Origin of the sequence: Psychrobacter sanguinis (assembly GCF_020736705.1) — a bacterium.
Classification (GTDB): domain Bacteria; phylum Pseudomonadota; class Gammaproteobacteria; order Pseudomonadales; family Moraxellaceae; genus Psychrobacter; species Psychrobacter sanguinis.
In genome coordinates, this window is the sequence record NZ_CP085990.1 from 539,686 (window position 1) to 555,257 (window position 15,572).

Here is a 15,572-nt window from a genome sequence, read left to right on the forward strand (position 1 = left end):
ATAGGGAGTTATACAATTTACGGCCATACTAACTTATTATGGTCTACTGGCTCAGCCCTATAGCCATAAGCACCTCAAGCCACTATTTAAATTTCACGCCTTATACTGTAAAGCATGTCGATGCTTCGATGTGCTTTACCTTGACATAGACTGGTCATTTTATGCAAAACTCTACGCCCTCCCCCCAGCCCTCTTCTATGACCGATGCTGTAAATAATGCCCCTAGCTTTGTGCTAAAAGCCACTGCCATGCTTATCGGCATGTTTGCCTTCTTACAGGTCTATTCTATCCAGTCTATTTTGCCAGTGTTAATGATGGACTTTAAGGCCAGTGAAGTTCAGGTGGGTATGGCAGTAGGCGCCACGGTAATGGCGGTTGCTCTAATGTCGCCTTTTTTAGGTATGTTGTCTGATGCCCTTGGACGTAAGTCTATTATTGTCGGTGCTTTACTATTCTTAGCTATCCCGACCGGTCTTATTGCCCTCAGTAATAGCGTAGAAACCTTGACCATCTGGCGTTTTTTACAAGGACTATCAGTGCCAGGCATTACGGTGGTGACCATCGCTTATTTGGGCGAGGAGTTTAAAGGCAGTGCTGTAGCCGAACTCATGGCTTACTATGTTTCAGGATCGGTATTGGGTGGTTTTTTAGGACGCTTTATTCTCGGTCATTTGCATGAGTGGGTGGGTTGGCGTACTGGATACTACTTCATGGCTGCGCTGACAGTTTTTGGCGCATTATGGGTTGCCAAAACCCTACCCGCTTCAAAAAACTTCGTGCCCAGTCCTAAGTTTCGTACTGCACTCGGTACTTTATCTCGCCACTTGACCAACCGTTATGTGGTTTCAGCATCGCTGTTAGGGTTTTGTGTGCTGTTCTCTTTAGTGGGCTGTTTTACTTTTATTAACCTGCATTTGGCCAATGAGCCTTACCACTTAACCACGGGGCAATTGGCAAATATCTTTGCCGTTTACCTTATTGGTGTCATCATTACCCCTCTATCTACAAAGTTAATACAACGCTTTGGCTCCGCACGTACCATTATTGTGGCAGTGTTAATATCGATGCTTGGGGTTTTAATCACGCTAAGCTCACCGCTGTGGTTAATTATTATTGGTCTAACCGTCATGTCCTCAGGGGTATTTATTACCCAATCGGCAACGATAGGCTATATCGCTACCAATGTGAGTGAAGGTCGCTCTTTGGCGTCCGGCTTATATTATATGGGCTATTATGCAGGGGGCACTGCAGGAGCTTGGGCTTGTGGTCTAGCTTACGCTTACGGAGAATGGTCTGCCACGGTAGCGCTATTGGTAGTGGTACAAATAATTGCTTTATTGATTGCTGCTTTTGGCATGATAAAGACTCCGATGCACAATGCTTGACTGCTTGATTTTGGCCGACGGTTAATAATTGTGTTGACCACAAGCGAGTAACTTTGTTAGATTAAACGCTATTAAAACGATAAAATATGTCTCATGTTATAAGCACTATTTTATCGCTTTCTTTAGTCGTTCTATTTGATCGTTCCATTGAATCGTTTTTCAATTTTTATGCCACATTAGCAAGGACTGTTAATGTTAGTTGCGATATAGCTCAGCGTCTGAGCCAATCGCGTCTTTTTTAATTCAGCTAAGGACAGCACTATGAGTCAATTAAATAGCAATTACACTGCTACTTCGACCGAATCATTCTCAGAGCTCTATAACACCTCTATCAATAAGCCCAGCGAATTCTGGCAAAAACAAGCCGAACGTATCTATTGGCACAAGCCCCCACAACAAATCCTCGATGACAGCAAACTACCCTTTGCCCAGTGGTTTGTGGGCGGTGAAACCAACCTATGTTATAACTGCATCGACCGCCATTTAGAGACACGTGCTGAACAAGATGCCTTTATTTGGGTGTCCTCAGAGATTAATCAGGAATTAATAGACAATCATCCTGGTATCGTACCTGCCTTTAAGGCACTGGATAATGACGTTGAATTTTACACCGATTATGCCAAGCGCCGTTTAACCTACAACCGCCTTTATAAAGAAGTGAATTATTTCTCTGACGTGCTACAGCGCATGGGCGTGGGTAAAGGCGATCGAGTTATTACTTATATGCCTATGATTTTAGAGGCGGCCTATGCCATGTTGGCTTGTACCCGCATTGGTGCTATTCACTCGGTGGTATTCGGTGGGTTTGCCGCCCATAACTTGGCGATACGAATGAGGGATGCCGAAGCCAAAGTAGTTATTACCGTGGATGCAGGCTTGCGCGGTGGTAAAGTTATTAACTATAAAAACCTAGTAAATCAAGGGGTAGAAGAAGCTTCAGTAAAACCTGAGCATGTGCTAGTGGTAAACCGCGGCATCATGCCCTATGAGCCGACCGCCATTGACGTTGACTATGCCACTGAACGCCGTATTAGCTGTGATGCCAGAGCGGTAGTTGAACCTGAGTGGCTTGAGTCAAACACCCCTTCTTATCTGCTTTACACTTCAGGTACCACAGGCACTCCTAAAGGGGTCCAACGTGATACTGGAGGCTATGCAGTGGCCTTGACTACTTCTATGGATTATATCTACGACGCTAAGCCTGGTGAGACTTTCTGGGCCATCTCTGATATTGGTTGGGCAGTAGGCCATTCTTATACTATTTACGCCCCACTACTCTCTGGCTTGACCAGTATTATGTATGAAGGCCTACCTCACTCGCCTAACCCCGGCATCTGGTGGCGTATTGTTGAAGCCAACAAGGTCAATATTTTATTTACTGCTCCTACCGGGGTACGTATGCTCAAAAAACAAGATGAGACTTGGCTAACTCGTTATGATACCAGTAGCGTCAAATCCTTCTTCTTAGCCGGCGAGCCATTAGATGAGCCCACAGGTAAATGGTTATCTGGTCATTTAGGCGTGCCGATTATTGACCATTATTGGCAAACTGAAACCGGTTGGCCTATTTTAAGTCATGCCCCTAAATTCAATCACAAAGACCATAAGCCCGGCACCCCAGGCTACCCTATGTTTGGCTATGATGCCAAAGTACTTAATGAAGAAACTGGTGAGCCTTGTCAGCCAGGTGAAAAAGGATTATTGGCTATCTCCGCTCCGCTACCACCTGGGTGTTTGACTACGGTTTGGAAAAATGATAAGCGCTTTATAAAAAGCTATTACAGTCTATTTGATGGTCAACAATATTCAAGCTCAGATTATGCAGTCACCGATGAAGAAGGCTATTTTTACATCTTAGGTCGTACCGATGATGTGATTAACGTCGCCGGACATCGTATTGGAACTCAAGAAATCGAGGCGGCTATTAGTGAGCATCCTGAAGTTGCAGAAGTTGGCGTGGTGGGTATCAAGGATGAGCTCAAAGGTGAGTTGCCTATCGCTTTTTGTATTCTACGCGACCCCTCAATCATCGAAGATACCGAAAATAGATTCCGAGTAGAACAGCAAATATTGGGCGTGGTGGCTAAGTCTCTGGGCGCTCTTGCCCGACCTGCGGCGGTGTATTTCCCTAAAGCACTGCCGAAGACCCGTTCTGGAAAAATCCTACGCCGCGCCATTCGAGCGCTTGCCGAAGGACAGCAGCCTGGCGACATGTCGACTCTTGATGATCCTACCGCTATTGACGCGGTGAAGCTGGCTCTTGACAGTTACTAGATTGTAATAACGCCTATATCTTAGACGGTAATTTTTAATAATTTTAATTCGCACCCTTATTTAGAAGGAACTAAATATGAGTATTTTTGCGATTCTATTGTCTTTAGCCTTACTAATGTATTTTGCTTATAGAGGGGTAAGCGTTCTAATTTTAGCCCCTGTCCTAGCTATTTTAGCGGTAGTTTTAAGTGGGCAAGGTACGCAATCAATGGGGATATATACCCAAATTTTTATGGATGGTATGGGCGGATTCGCCATTAAATACTTTCCACTATTTATATTAGGGGCTATCTTCGGTAAGTTAATGGAAGATTCGGGGTATGCGTATAGTATTGCTCGTTATATCGTCAATAAACTGGGTGATAAGCATGCATTATTAGCGGTAGTATTGGCGTGTGCCATATTAACCTATGGTGGCGTGTCAGTTTTCGTAGTGACTTTTGCCGTTTATCCCATTGCTGCAGAGCTATTCAAACAAGTCAATATTCCTAAGCGTTTTATACCAGGGGCTATCAGTATCGGTGCCTTTACGTTCACAATGACTGCTTTGCCTGGCTCTCCAGCCATACACAATGCTATCCCCATGCCCTACTTTCAAACAGATGCTTTCGCTGCCCCTATATTGGGTCTTATTGCCGCTGTTATGATGTTGGTCGGTGGTATGTGGTGGATGCAACATCAATTACGTGTCGCAGCTAAAAATAATGAAGGCTATGGCACGCATACTTTGAATGAGAAAGAGTTAGATATAGGCGATAAGATACCAAACTTTTGGTTGGCACTATTTCCTGTTGTTATTGTGGTTGTGGGTAACTATCTATTTTCCAAACTTATCATACCTATGTGGAACAACAGCTATCTAGCAGATGAAAAATTTGGCGGTGTCAGTCTAAGTTCAGTGGTAGGTCTATGGTCGATTATTCTATCCCTAGCCATAGCTTGTCTATTCGTTATTGTCCTCAATTTTACAAGAATCAAAAATCTAGCAGAAAGCTTAAATAAAGGGGCGATGGGATCATTATTACCCATATTCAATACCGCCTCTGAAGTAGGCTATGGCTCTGTCATTGCTGGTTTAGCAGGATTTTCTATTATTCAGCACTTTCTGATGGGCATTTCACCCAACAACCCTCTGATTTCTGAAGCTATTATCATTAACGTATTGGCTGGCATAACAGGATCTGCCTCAGGTGGGTTAGGCATAGCTTTAGAGGTTATGGGGGCCAATTATATGCAGTTGGCACAGCAATACAATATCGATCCTGAGTTAATGCATCGTATAGCCGCCTTGGCATCAGGAGGCTTAGATGCCCTGCCTCATAATGGTGCCGTGATTACAATGTTAACTATTTGCGGATTGACTCATAGAGAGTCTTATAAAGACGTATTTGTCACTGCAGTAATTGTTCCTATCATTGCTCTCATTGTTATTATTTTCTTGGGCACTATTTTTGGGTCATTTTAATGATTACAAAATGTTGATATAAATCATAATCATATTTCATAAATTTTTCTTGTAAAATGAGATAATATGTATCATTATTATTAAAACCAATTAATATCAGCTTTTTAAAATTGCTTATTTAGCTGATAAACCTCAAACAAGAGAAGATAAGGATATCTCATGCACCACGTAAAGCAGCTCATCAATGGCGAATTTGTTGACTCCAAAACCGAACAATGGATTGACTTAACCGATCCAGCCACTCAACAAGTTATCGCTAAAGTACCTCAAACTACCGATGACGAAATTAACGAAGCTGTGGCCGCCGCCAAAGAAGCCTTTAAGACTTGGCGCAAAACTCCTATCAACACCCGCGCCCGTATCTTTTTAACCTATCAAGCCCTTATCCGTGAGCACATGGATGAGTTGGCTGAGCTATTAACTTCAGAACAAGGCAAAACCATTGCCGATGCTCGTGGTGATGTGTTCCGAGGCCTAGAAGTGGTAGAGCACGCTGCTGGTATTGCCAACCTACAAATGGGCGATTTCGTTGAAAACGTCGCTAATGGCGTCGATACTTATAGCATCTGGCAGCCATTAGGGGTTTGTGCCGGTATCACTCCGTTCAACTTCCCTGCCATGATTCCTTTATGGATGTTCCCCATGGCGATTGCCACTGGCAACACCTTTATCTTAAAACCTTCAGAGCAAGACCCGATGGTTACCCTACGTTTGGTAGAGTTGGCCTTAGAAGCGGGCGTGCCTAAGGGCGTATTGAACGTGGTCCATGGTGGCAAACCTACGGTAGATGCCATCTGTGATCATCCCGATATTAAAGCGGTTTCGTTTGTGGGCTCAACCAATGTTGGTCACCACGTTTATGACCGTGCAAGCAAAGCCGGCAAACGTGTACAGTGTATGATGGGCGCGAAGAACCATGCGGTAATCCTACCCGATGCCAATAAAGAACAAACTTTAAACCAATTGGCTGGTGCTGCATTTGGCGCAGCAGGTCAACGCTGTATGGCCTTATCGGTAGTGGTCCTAGTTGGTGAAGCAGGTGCTTGGATCGAGGACATTAAAGCCAAGGCAGAAGGCCTAGTGGTCGCGGCAGGTAAAGATGATAAAGACTTAGGTCCTTTAATCAGTCCGCAAGCCAAAGAGCGTGTTGAGCGTCTGATTCAATCTGGCGTCGATGAAGGGGCTACTTTACTATTAGACGGCCGCGGCATCACGGTTGAAGGTTATGAAAACGGTAACTTCGTGGGTCCAACGATTTTTGATAACGTAACTACTGATATGCAGATTTATAGCCAAGAAATCTTTGGCCCTGTGCTGTGCATCATGCGTGCAGACTCATTAGATGAAGCCATTGAGATCATAAACGCCAACCCGAACGGGAATGGTACGGCTATCTTTACGCAGTCGGGTGCTGCAGCTCATAAATTCCAGCAAGATATTGATGTGGGTCAAGTCGGTATTAACTTACCGATTCCTGTGCCTCTACCTATGTTCTCCTTCTCAGGATCACGTGCCAGTAAATTAGGTGACCTAGGTCCTTACGGCAAGCAGGCAGTACAGTTCTATACCCAGACCAAGACTGTGACGGCACGCTGGTTTGATGATGAAGCCAGTAAAGGCAAGGTTAATACCACGATTTCAATGTAAATCTCGATGCCCTAAGTCTGTACTAGCTAATATCTATTTTATGGCTTATGTCATTACGACATATATTGGCCAAGCTAGTACAGCAATATTAGCGACGTTGAGGCTATCTAATATAGCCATTTAATATTAATAGCGAAAACACCAACTAAACTCACTTTTTGATACTCTAGTAGAACTGGTACTTTAATCCTAACTGTTAATACTTTTATACTACTGGTACTTTTATATAGTTAAATAGGATGCATCATGGACTTTGCATTAACCGAAGAACAATTGGCCTATCAACAAACCGCACGCCAATTCGCTCAGAAGGAATTGAAACCTAACGCTGCTCAATGGGATAGAGACAGCCACTTCCCCGTTGATGTGATTAAAAAAACAGGCGAGCTGGGTTTTTTAGGCCTATATACCAACCCCGATTATGATGGCCTAGGCTTACCTCGTTTAGATTCTGCCATTGTTTTTGAAGAGTTGGCTTGGGGCGATACCGCGGTTGCAGCCTATATCAGTATTCACAACATGGTCACTTGGATGATTGGCGAATATGCCAAAGACGACGTCCGAGCCGAGATAGTGCCCAAATTAGTCAGCGGCGAGCTGCTTTCAAGTTACTGTCTTACCGAGCCAAACGCTGGCTCTGATGCAGGCTCGCTAACTACCAAAGCGGTCAAACAAGACGGCGAAGACTACTATTTATTAAATGGTGAAAAAACCTTTATTTCAGGGGCTGGATCCACCGATATTTTAGTGGTCATGGCCCGCACCGGTAATGCCGGTCCTAAAGGTGTCTCGGCCTTTGTGGTCGATGCGCATAGTGAAGGCATCAGCTACGGCAAAAATGAGCAAAAAATGGGCTGGAAAGCTCAGCCTACCCGCACCATCCATTTCAAAGACGTCAAAGTGCCTGCCAGAAATCTACTGGGTAATGAGGGCGAAGGTTTTAAATTTGCCATGAAAGGCCTTGATGGTGGCCGTATCAATATCGGTATTTGTGCGGTAGGGACGGCTCAAGCTGCATTAGAAACGGCACTAAATTATGTGCAAGAGCGCAAGCAGTTTGGTAGTGCCATCGCTGAATTACAATCGGTGCAATTTAAACTGGCCGATATGTTAACTCAAACCATTGCTGCCCGTCAGATGCTGTACTTAGCCGCTAATAAAGTCGATAAAAAACACAGTGATGCTACCACCTACTGCGCCATGGCCAAACGCCTAGCCACTGATTTGAGCTTCGCCGTTGCTAATGAGGCATTACAACTGCATGGTGGCTATGGTTATCTCAATGAATATCCACTTGAGCGTCATGTAAGAGACTTACGAGTACACCAAATTTTAGAAGGCACCAACGAGATTATGCGTGTCATTGTGTCACGTAGCATGATGCGTGACTTTGCGTTAGACAGCTTACGTTAAACTTAGCAAAACCCTTTAGAGCCAATAGCGGCTTATGTAAAGTAGCTTATATAAAGCAACTTACCCAGCACTGCTAACAATACGGATGGTTCAAAACACGGAATGATAGAAGGCAAACCTATGACAAACTATACCAACTTAGATCTGAATATCGATGGTCATGTCGCAACATTAACGCTAAATAACCCGCCGGCCCATACTTGGACCGCTGACAGTCTGGCTGCGCTTAAACAGCTCGTTACAGACTTAAATGACAACGACTCGGTCTATGCGCTCGTTATCCATGGTGATGGCGAGAAGTTCTTCTCAGCCGGTGCGGATTTAAATACCTTTGCCGATGGCGATAAAGGCAATGCTATTTCAATGGCGATTGCCTTTGGTGAAGCTTTTGAAGCTTTATCTAACTACCGCGGTGTCAGCATTGCTGCTATCAATGGCTACGCCATGGGCGGTGGCCTAGAGTGTGCTTTGGCTTGTGATATTCGTATCGCTGAATCGCATGCGGTAATGGCCTTGCCTGAAGCGGGTGTTGGCTTGCTGCCTTGCGCTGGGGGTACTCAAAATCTACCGTGGCTGGTCGGCGAAGGCTGGGCTAAACGCATGATTTTGTGTGGTGAGCGTGTCGATGCAGAGACTGCCCTGCGTATTGGACTGGTCGAAGAAGTGGTTGAAAAAGGTCAAGGCTTAGCCGTCGCTATCGAATTGGCACAAAAGGTCGCCAAGCAGTCGCCTGTTGCCGTGACCTTATCGAAACAATTGGTACAATCGGCTCGCTATACCCCGCCTGCTTATAATCTGATTAATGAGCGTGAAGCTTTTGTCAAATTATTTGATACCGCCGATCAGACCGAAGGGGTCAAGGCCTTCTTAGAAAAACGCAAACCCACTTGGCAGAATAAATAGAGGCAACCGATATGCAGCAGCAAGATACCCAAGCATCTGTCCTATTTAGCACTCACCCTACCGAGTCTGGACATCTCATTGGCGAGATGATGCTCAATTCGCCTAGGTCATTGAATGCCCTTAGTGCTGATATGTGTGAGCTTATGAGTGCCCAGCTAAGTCAGTGGCAAAATGACGACAAAGTCGTGGCAGTTTTATTACGCGGCTCTGGTGACAAAGCGTTTTGCGCGGGCGGTGATATTCGTAAGCTGTATGATAGCATGCTCGATAATCCACCGATGCCCAATCCTTATGCCACAGACTTTTTTGGTAGCGAATACGCGTTGTATCGCCAAATGCATTTTTATAATAAGCCAATCATTTTATGGGGCAATGGCATCATCATGGGGGGTGGCATGGGACTGATGGCGGCTTGTAGTCATCGCATTGTCACTGACAGCACCAAATTCGCTATGCCAGAGATTAGCATTGGCTTGTTTCCAGACGCCTCTGGCAGCTGGTTTCTACAACGTATGCCGGCCAAATCCGGTCTTTTCTTGGGCTTAACCGGAGCTCTCTGCAACGGTAATGATGCCAAATTTGCCGGTCTTGCTGAATATGCGGTTAGCAGTGACGACTATCAGCAAGTTATTGACGCGCTATTAGTTGCTCCTTGGCAGTCTAGCTCTTCTGAAGCAGACACTTTATACAGTGATGCGCATCGTGTGGCTAATCATTGTCTGGCCGAGTTACAACAACGTTCTAACGCTGAGCTTAAACCTAGCAAATTGGCTGAACATTGGCAGACCATACAGACCATTATGGTCAGTGGCGGTTTACGTGAGATTGATGCATTACTGCAAGATGATGAAAAGTTAGCCCAGCTTGATGCCAATTTTGCAGCTGATAACTGGGTACAACGTGCCCTATCTACGTATCGTCAAGGTTGCCCAGTTACTGCTTGCTTAACTTATGAGTTGTATCACCGCGTCAAAGATTTTTCTTTAGAACAAATCTTATATCTTGAAGCCAATGTTTCGGTTCACTGTGCCGACAATCCTGATTTCAAAGAAGGGGTTCGGGCACTTCTTATTGATAAAGATAAGAATCCAAGCTGGTCACGCACATTAGAGGAATGTCTAGATGATGCTGGACAAGCTTATATTGCTAGCCACTTCGATAACCCTTATCCCGCTGGTGAACATATCTTTGAAGGCTGGCTCACAGAAAACTCATTCGCTGCTAGAAGGCTAAAGCACCAACCTTTGGCTCAGTCGGTCGGTCAAAATTTATATATTTAGGGTGCATAATAAAAATTAACTTAACTTTTTAGACTCATCAAGGAGTGATGATATGACAGAAAATACAGCCTCTACTAACAACCCTCAGATTGCCTTTATCGGACTGGGCAACATGGGTGGCCCGATGGCCAAAAACCTATTGAAAAAAGGTTATAGCGTTACTGTATTTGACTTATCAGATGATGCCCAGCAGCAACTGGCCGCAGCTGGCGCTACTACCTCAATCTCACCGAAGGAAGCAGCAAAAAATGCTGAGGTAGTCATTACCATGTTACCTGCCAGTAAGCATGTAAAAAGCGTTTATTTAGGCGATGCTGATGCCACTGAGCTGACCGAAGAAGGGCTTTTATCAGACTTACCAGCGGGCACCTTAGTCATCGACAGCTCCACTATTGACGCTGCAGCGGCTAGAACCGTTGCCCGTATTGCGAGCGACAAGGGCATTGAATTAGTAGATGCGCCTGTATCGGGCGGTACTGCGGGTGCAGAAGCCGGTACGCTTACTTTCATCGTCGGGGGTAATGACAGTGCTTTCCACCGTGCTGAGCCTATCTTAAAAGCCATGGGCAAAAACATTTTTCATGCCGGCGATAATGGGGCGGGTCAAGTGGCCAAAATCTGTAATAACATGCTGCTAGGCATATTAATGAGCGGTACGGCAGAGGCTATTAATCTTGGCGTACAAAATGGCTTAGATGCAGGCGTATTATCTGAGATTATGCTACAAAGCTCAGGACGCAACTGGACGCTTGAAGTCTATAACCCTTATCCAGGTGTGCTAGAAAACGTACCGTCAAGTCGAGGTTATACTGGCGGCTTTATGAGTCAGCACATGCACAAAGATTTGCATTTAGCGTTGCAAGCGGCAGAAGACATAGGGGCTGACGTACCGATGGGCGCCAAAGCTGCTGAGCTGTATGATGAGCATATCAAACAGCACAATGAAAAAGACTTTTCTAGTATCATGGCCCATTTTAACGACAGCGTGTTAAATCAGTCATAGCAAAATCAATTGCCGCTAAACTAGTTGCCGTCAAAGCCATCTTAAATCAAAAAGCCCAAGTCAGTGACTTGGGCTTTTTTTGAGTTTTTAGCTTTGTAATTCATAGACCAGTGCTTGAATGTCGACTGCCGCTTCACGTAAACGTGGCACCGTCTGTATTAAATCCTCGAGTGACACTCTTACCGTAGGCGCATGCATATAAAGCGAGGCCAGATAACGGTCTTGCTTATCTAAGATAGGCACGGATACCGCGACCATTTCGGAAATAAATTCTTCGTTGTCGATACCAATACCTGTCTGAGCAATGGCATCTAGTTCTTTATTGAGCTTGTCTATATCGGTGATGGTATTTTTGGTAAATTTATCTAAGCTCAAGTTTTGCAGCATTTTATTACGTCGCTCTACTGACAGCTGACTTAGATACAACTTACCAGTGGCAGTACACCATAATGGCGACTTTGAACCAACGGGCAGATAAATCTGTAGCGGTAACTCCGTTTTGGCACGATTGGTATAAATCATGTGCATATTATGCGGCACACTAATACCACAAGTTTCTTTCACTTCTCGTACCAAGCGCTGCAAAATAACATGACGCTCATTATAAAATTGACGCTGCTGCCACAGTTCAACGCTCATGTTACGCACCCGTCGTCCAGCGACAATACCGCCTGTAATGTCGACCATCACAAACCCTTCATCGATTAACTGTTGCAGTAATCGATGAATGGTAGGTTTGGGTATCTCTAACTGCTGTGACAGCTCAAGCGGTGTAATCGGCTTTGCCGCGTAAGACACCGCTTCAATAATTTGCAGCACTCGAGTAATGGAGGAAACTTTTGGCATACTTAACACACCTTCAAATTAAGGGTTATAGATTCTATCGACGTTGTTCAACGACCAAAGAATCGATGCCATTATTTTGTAATTTTTGTTGCGCCGCCACAACTTTCTGGCGGTTGGTCATTGTGGGAGATACCACTTGGTAGATGACTTGACCATTAGCCATTTTGGTCTTTACCACGTAAGCATCTACCCCCGCCATCAATACTTGTGCTCGGCGTTTATCGGCATCTTCAGCACTGCTAAAGCTATTAATCTGTAAAATATAGCTTTGCTTTAATGGCGCAGGTTTTGCAGCTGATTGTGCGGTCATGTTGCCTTTGGTCGGACGATTGGTAGCGGCACCTTGAGTATTTCCATTGGGCTGAGGAGCAGGGTCATCATAAGTGCCCTCTTCTTCCACAATAACAATGTCAGGTTCGCCGCTAGCCACTGGCGTCTGTGGCGTACCACTTGGATTCGCTGTGGTATCCTGAGTCGTACCAGAGTGGTCAATAGTACCAATGCTATTATCACGCGGCTCTCTACCAGGCTGAGTAACTACCACATCAGGTTTTAACTCATCCGTTGCGACAGGTGTATTGTCGTCAACCACCACCGCTTCATCTGGCAAGCTGATCATCTCTTGGTCGGGCAGTAAATCATAAAACTCGAAATCATTGGTTTCGGTTTTGGGCTGATTAATAGGCTCTACTTTGCGCTCTTCGGTCTTGGTCTCTGAGCCAATATCAAATGGATTCCATAGATACAATACCACTAGGCACATTACGGTTAGTAGAGCACCGACGAACATCCACAGTAAGCTTGCTACCCCACCGCCTTGTCGCCTTTCTACTGCACCTTTTGGTTTTTTTGCTAACATAAATTTTCTCCATTTATGAGTCAGTCAGGCCAAGTTTGTTAAAGGTTTCGACACCCCTATAAGCCATAAACACCCCTATAAGCCATCAATTCTATATAGCCCGTGTAAGGCATAACTATTAACGACTTATAGGCCATCGAACATTAAAAACAAACTGCCCACACCTAACACCTAAATGCTACATGTTGGTAGGGGCTGATAGTCCTAGAAGGCTTAGACCGTTGGCCAATACTTGGCGAACTGCTTTTGACAAACGTAAGCGAGCTTGCATGAGATCCAGCTCTTCTTGAGTTGGTTTTTCATCAGCAATGATACTAACCGGTAAAATACGATTGTCGTTATACCAAGCATGGAACAAAGAAGCCAAGTCTTTTAGGTAGTTGGTTAATACGTGAGGATCGTAACCGGTAGCCGCACGCTTTAACGTCGCTGGATAAGCCGCCAGTAACTTAATCAACTCACTCTCTGCTTCTGCTTGTAGCAGATTCTGCATCGCTTTACCTTGAGCATCATCCACATTGAAGCCTTTGGCATTTAACTTTTCAAGCACGCTACACACACGCGCATGAGCATATTGAATGTAATAAACCGCGTTGTCTTTACTTTGTGATTTTGCTAAATCTAAATCGAAGTCGATGTGAACTTCAGGTTTACGGGCCACATAATAAAAACGAGCCGCATCATTACCCACCTCTTCACGCAGCTCACGTAAAGTCACAAACTTACCTGAACGAGAAGACATTTGGATTTTTTCTTCGCCACGCCATAGCGCCACGAACTGTACCAAAATAACCTCTAAACGTTTTTCATCGATACCTAGAGCCGTTAAGGCGGCACGGACACGGGCAATATAGCCATGGTGGTCTGCACCCCAGACATTAATCACCGTATCGAAGCCACGCTCGAATTTGTTTTTGTGATAAGCAATATCAGAGGCGAAGTAAGTGGTTAAACCATTGGCACGACGTACTACACGGTCTTTTTCATCACCAAAATCAGTTGAACGGAACCATGTATTGCCGTCTTTTTCGTATAGATGACCTTTGCTTTCAAGTTCTGCTAAAACAGGTTCAATTTCATCGGCAATAGATTTTTCGCTAAACCAACGCTCAAAACGAACCCCAAAGTCATTCAAGTCATCTTGGATGTCTTCTAAAATTTCACTCAACGCCGCATTTAAGAAGATTTCGTAATTGTCGCCTAGGGCTTGTTTACTGTTGGCAATAATGCCATCAACGTGCGCGTTTTTATCCCCTGAAACCAGCTCTTGTTCGCCATCAGCATTGGTTTCAAATACCGCATCTTCTGGAACATTGGCACTAATTTCAGCATAAGGATGCACATAAGCATCGGCTTGTTGAGTCTTGATAGTTTGAGCGATATCCGTAACATAATCGCCTTGGTAACCGCCTACTGGAAAATGTACTTGCTCACCGTTAAGCTCTAAATAGCGTAAGTAGGTACTTGCCGCTAAGATATCCATTTGACGACCAGCATCATTGACATAATATTCACGGGTTACCTTATAACCCACGGCTTCTAGCAGATTAGCCACACTCATACCAAAGGCCGCACCGCGTCCATGACCGACATGTAGACTTGAGGTGGGGTTGGCAGAGACGAACTCAACTTGAATCTTTTTGTCTGAAAACTCATCGGTCAAGCCGTAACGCTCATTGTTATCAAAAATAGCGTCTAATACCGCAAACTTAGCACCAGTGTTTAAAAAGATATTAATAAATCCAGGTCCTGCCACCTCTAACTTAGCAATGCTATCATTGTCAGGCAACGCAGCAATAAGTTGCTCTGCCAAAGCACGTGGATTTGACTTAGCCGCTTTGGCTGCAGTTAAAGCGATATTACTGGCATAATCGCCATGCTCAGGGCTTTTACTGCGCGTAATTTGACTGTTGTTTTGCCAGTCATTCGGCAATATATCTTGATCAATCAATACTTTGGCTGCGCTATCCAATAACGCAAAGATTTCATCAATTTGAGCTTGCGACATAATTTATTAAACTCTGAAGTTAAGTGAATATTAGATGTAAACGATTTTACAGCAATACAGACCGATAATGTATTGCTAATATATTTGGAGCAACCCTTTAATATATCAAGGTTTGCCCGTTTTTTCCATAAACTTTGATGTTTGTTGTTTTGTTAGCGTTATACAGCGTTCATAGCATTTTACAAGCCCACTCCTCTATAATGGGCACTGTATTTTAAACTTTTTTATAACTGGATAAATTTATGATTGCTACTGTATTTGCTATTGCTGCTGAAACCGTTACCAATTGGGGCCTATACGTTTTACTGCCTATCTTTATCGCTTTCTTGTTCTTTATTATGTGGGACATCTCCAAGAAATCTGACGCCGGTCGTGCAGGAACTTTCTGGATTTTCCTAGCCTTAGGGGCAGGTTTTGTTGGCTTCTTATTAAAACTTCTACTAGAAGTTGTGTTTGAAAGATGGGTTCTTTAACCCTAACGATGTCTAT

12 protein-coding genes are annotated in these 15,572 nt (G+C 44.4%); 9 read left to right on the forward strand and 3 right to left on the reverse strand.

From position 1 onward, the window contains the following. The first annotated feature begins 197 nt into the window (after positions 1-197). The 8 genes from LK453_RS02325 (at position 198) to mmsB (ending at position 11,370) form a co-directional block, all read left to right on the forward strand. The gene (locus LK453_RS02325) at positions 198-1,385 is read left to right on the forward strand and encodes an MFS transporter (RefSeq protein ID WP_201541840.1); all 1,188 of its coding nucleotides are present in this window, start codon (positions 198-200) and stop codon (positions 1,383-1,385) included. A gap of 261 nt (positions 1,386-1,646) precedes the next feature. Further along, positions 1,647-3,659: a propionate--CoA ligase gene (locus LK453_RS02330; RefSeq protein ID WP_201541815.1), complete on the forward strand. Its 2,013-nt coding sequence runs from the start codon at positions 1,647-1,649 to the stop codon at positions 3,657-3,659. A 76-nt stretch (positions 3,660-3,735) separates the two neighbouring features. After that, positions 3,736-5,124, forward strand: a complete 1,389-nt coding sequence (locus LK453_RS02335) for a GntP family permease (protein WP_201541806.1) — start codon at positions 3,736-3,738, stop codon at positions 5,122-5,124. Between the two features lie 159 nt (positions 5,125-5,283). Next, entirely contained in the window at positions 5,284-6,771 is a 1,488-nt protein-coding gene (locus LK453_RS02340) for a CoA-acylating methylmalonate-semialdehyde dehydrogenase (RefSeq protein ID WP_007394378.1), read from the forward strand. A gap of 246 nt (positions 6,772-7,017) precedes the next feature. Continuing rightward, positions 7,018-8,184: an acyl-CoA dehydrogenase family protein gene (locus LK453_RS02345; RefSeq protein WP_201541804.1), complete on the forward strand. Its 1,167-nt coding sequence runs from the start codon at positions 7,018-7,020 to the stop codon at positions 8,182-8,184. Between the two features lie 120 nt (positions 8,185-8,304). Next, positions 8,305-9,087: an enoyl-CoA hydratase gene (locus LK453_RS02350; RefSeq protein ID WP_201541802.1), complete on the forward strand. Its 783-nt coding sequence runs from the start codon at positions 8,305-8,307 to the stop codon at positions 9,085-9,087. A gap of 11 nt (positions 9,088-9,098) precedes the next feature. Next, positions 9,099-10,367 (forward strand): enoyl-CoA hydratase/isomerase family protein, encoded by a 1,269-nt coding sequence (locus LK453_RS02355; RefSeq protein ID WP_201541800.1) that lies wholly within the window; start codon positions 9,099-9,101, stop codon positions 10,365-10,367. A gap of 52 nt (positions 10,368-10,419) precedes the next feature. Then, positions 10,420-11,370 (forward strand): 3-hydroxyisobutyrate dehydrogenase, encoded by a 951-nt coding sequence (gene mmsB, locus LK453_RS02360; RefSeq protein WP_201541798.1) that lies wholly within the window; start codon positions 10,420-10,422, stop codon positions 11,368-11,370. An 87-nt stretch (positions 11,371-11,457) separates the two neighbouring features. On the opposite strand, the gene LK453_RS02365 is transcribed toward mmsB, so the two are convergent. The 3 genes from LK453_RS02365 to argS all read right to left on the reverse strand — a co-directional run bounded on the left by LK453_RS02365 (position 11,458) and on the right by argS (position 15,083). Next, positions 11,458-12,216, reverse strand: coding sequence for an IclR family transcriptional regulator (locus tag LK453_RS02365; protein WP_007394383.1), 759 nt, complete (start codon positions 12,214-12,216; stop codon positions 11,458-11,460). A gap of 34 nt (positions 12,217-12,250) precedes the next feature. Beyond that, positions 12,251-13,075 carry an SPOR domain-containing protein gene (locus LK453_RS02370; RefSeq protein WP_201541796.1) on the reverse strand — a complete coding sequence of 275 codons (825 nt, stop codon included), beginning with the start codon at positions 13,073-13,075 and terminating at the stop codon, positions 12,251-12,253. Between the two features lie 178 nt (positions 13,076-13,253). Continuing rightward, positions 13,254-15,083, reverse strand: coding sequence for an arginine--tRNA ligase (gene argS, locus LK453_RS02375; protein ID WP_201541793.1), 1,830 nt, complete (start codon positions 15,081-15,083; stop codon positions 13,254-13,256). A gap of 242 nt (positions 15,084-15,325) precedes the next feature. Here argS and LK453_RS02380 point away from each other — a divergent pair, with 242 nt between their 5' ends. Then, on the forward strand, positions 15,326-15,556 hold the full coding sequence (locus tag LK453_RS02380) for a DUF2788 domain-containing protein (RefSeq protein ID WP_007394386.1): 231 nt from the start codon (positions 15,326-15,328) through the stop codon (positions 15,554-15,556). Positions 15,557-15,572 lie beyond the last annotated feature (16 nt).

What these genes read in the sequence shown, in the direction of transcription:
- LK453_RS02370 (WP_201541796.1), bottom strand. Translation starts at nt 13,075, where the DNA reads ATGTTAGCAAAAAAACCAAAAGGTGCAGTAGAAAGGCGACAAGGCGGT.
- LK453_RS02355 (WP_201541800.1), top strand. Translation starts at nt 9,099, where the DNA reads ATGCAGCAGCAAGATACCCAAGCATCTGTCCTATTTAGCACTCACCCT.
- argS (WP_201541793.1), bottom strand. Translation starts at nt 15,083, where the DNA reads ATGTCGCAAGCTCAAATTGATGAAATCTTTGCGTTATTGGATAGCGCA.
- LK453_RS02365 (WP_007394383.1), bottom strand. Translation starts at nt 12,216, where the DNA reads ATGCCAAAAGTTTCCTCCATTACTCGAGTGCTGCAAATTATTGAAGCG.
- LK453_RS02340 (WP_007394378.1), top strand. Translation starts at nt 5,284, where the DNA reads ATGCACCACGTAAAGCAGCTCATCAATGGCGAATTTGTTGACTCCAAA.
- LK453_RS02345 (WP_201541804.1), top strand. Translation starts at nt 7,018, where the DNA reads ATGGACTTTGCATTAACCGAAGAACAATTGGCCTATCAACAAACCGCA.
- LK453_RS02335 (WP_201541806.1), top strand. Translation starts at nt 3,736, where the DNA reads ATGAGTATTTTTGCGATTCTATTGTCTTTAGCCTTACTAATGTATTTT.
- LK453_RS02330 (WP_201541815.1), top strand. Translation starts at nt 1,647, where the DNA reads ATGAGTCAATTAAATAGCAATTACACTGCTACTTCGACCGAATCATTC.
- LK453_RS02325 (WP_201541840.1), top strand. Translation starts at nt 198, where the DNA reads ATGACCGATGCTGTAAATAATGCCCCTAGCTTTGTGCTAAAAGCCACT.
- LK453_RS02350 (WP_201541802.1), top strand. Translation starts at nt 8,305, where the DNA reads ATGACAAACTATACCAACTTAGATCTGAATATCGATGGTCATGTCGCA.
- LK453_RS02380 (WP_007394386.1), top strand. Translation starts at nt 15,326, where the DNA reads ATGATTGCTACTGTATTTGCTATTGCTGCTGAAACCGTTACCAATTGG.
- mmsB (WP_201541798.1), top strand. Translation starts at nt 10,420, where the DNA reads ATGACAGAAAATACAGCCTCTACTAACAACCCTCAGATTGCCTTTATC.